We start from the raw sequence: 1,419 nt of genomic DNA on the forward strand, positions 1-1,419 counted from the left end.
GATGAGGTAGATAGGTTCGAGGTGGAAGTGTGGTGACACATGGAGCTGACGAATACTAATCGATCGAGGACTTAACCAAAAAGTTTGAAACATTCAATGAACCGTTTATCCAGTTTTGAAAGAACAATCTTTCAATTAAATACTGTCTAGTGATGATGGCAAAGAGGTCACACCCGTTCCCATACCGAACACGGAAGTTAAGCTCTTTAGCGCCGATGGTAGTTGGGGGCTTCCCCCTGTGAGAGTAGGACGTCGCTAGGCAACTTAAAAAGACCGAAGAGAAATCTTCAGTCTTTTTTTATTGGTTCTATAATATTTGTTGGGGTATTCACACAATTCCACGCATAAAAAAAGCACAGATTCACCGATTTATATATACTTGAATTGTCGAGAAGCAAGTAATAGAAAGGTGAACTGTGCAAATGAATTTTAACATGAATATCCCAAGATTAAAAGATGTAGAGATTACGAAAGTAGAAGAAGTAGGCGATCGAATCGCATTGTATGTGCAATTGCCTAAATGTACGCATCAATGTCCAGTTTGTAAAAAAGAAACATCAAAGGTTCACGATTATCGTATACATAAGATCAATCATTTAAAATGGTTTGAACGTTTAACAATTCTTTTCTATAAACGTCGTCGTTATGTTTGTGATTGTGGAAAACGTTTCTCTGAAAAATCCCCATTCGTAGATAAATATCAACGTTATTCAAAGGAATGGAATCAAGTAGTGAGTATACGTGCTATTAAAGCCAAAAAGTTTAAAGAAGCTGCAGAAGTACTAGGCACATCAACCACGACGGTCATTCGTAGTTTTAAAAAGGTAGCGAATAAACAACTGGTAGAGGGTGTACGTTTACCAAAAGCGATTGATGAGTATAAAGGCGATACAGATGCAGGTACATATCAGCTAATAATTGCGAATGCGGAGACGCGCGAACCAATTGATATTTTACCGAATCGTAAAAAAGAAACAATAAAAAATTACTTAAGTCAGTATGGAGCCGATGTTGAGATAGTGGTCATGGATATGAATCCAAGTTTTAAAGCAGCTGTTCACCAAGCGCTAGGTCGACCTGTTATCGTGGCAGGCCGTTTTCATTATACCCGTTATATCTATTGGGCAATGGATGAAGTGCGCCGACAAGTACAAAAAGAATGGGACAAATACAATCGCACAAAGTGTAAACGTATGCGTCATGTATTTTATAAACGTGCATCTAAATTATCACCGAAACACCAGTGGTACTTACAATGCTATACAGAAATTACTGTATCTACCTCCCAATGTCCAAAGGTGTCCCGTTTACGGACTTCTTTTGGACGTTTTGAAATAGGCGTGCCGATGTTGAAACGTCCTCTTGTTTCACGAGGTTTCTGGCGTTTTCCTTTTTGACGAAGTACCGTTAAAGGTAAAT

Annotated in this window: 1 rRNA gene and 2 pseudogenes; 2 read left to right on the top strand and 1 reads right to left on the bottom strand. The window is 38.5% G+C overall.

Features of this window, described 5'->3' with window-relative positions:
- The first annotated feature begins 145 nt into the window (after nucleotides 1-145).
- Nucleotides 146-261, top strand: a 5S ribosomal RNA gene (gene rrf / locus C9J37_RS27625).
- 173 nt (nucleotides 262-434) lie between these two features.
- Nucleotides 435-1,211, top strand: a pseudogene (locus C9J37_RS27630) (ISL3 family transposase); the annotation flags it as partial.
- A 53-nt stretch (nucleotides 1,212-1,264) separates the two neighbouring features.
- On the opposite strand, the pseudogene C9J37_RS29330 reads toward C9J37_RS27630, so the two are convergent.
- A pseudogene (locus C9J37_RS29330) lies at nucleotides 1,265-1,419 on the bottom strand (IS30 family transposase); the annotation flags it as partial.

The sequence above is a fragment of the Lysinibacillus mangiferihumi genome (genome assembly GCF_003049665.1).
Taxonomy (GTDB): domain Bacteria; phylum Bacillota; class Bacilli; order Bacillales_A; family Planococcaceae; genus Lysinibacillus; species Lysinibacillus mangiferihumi.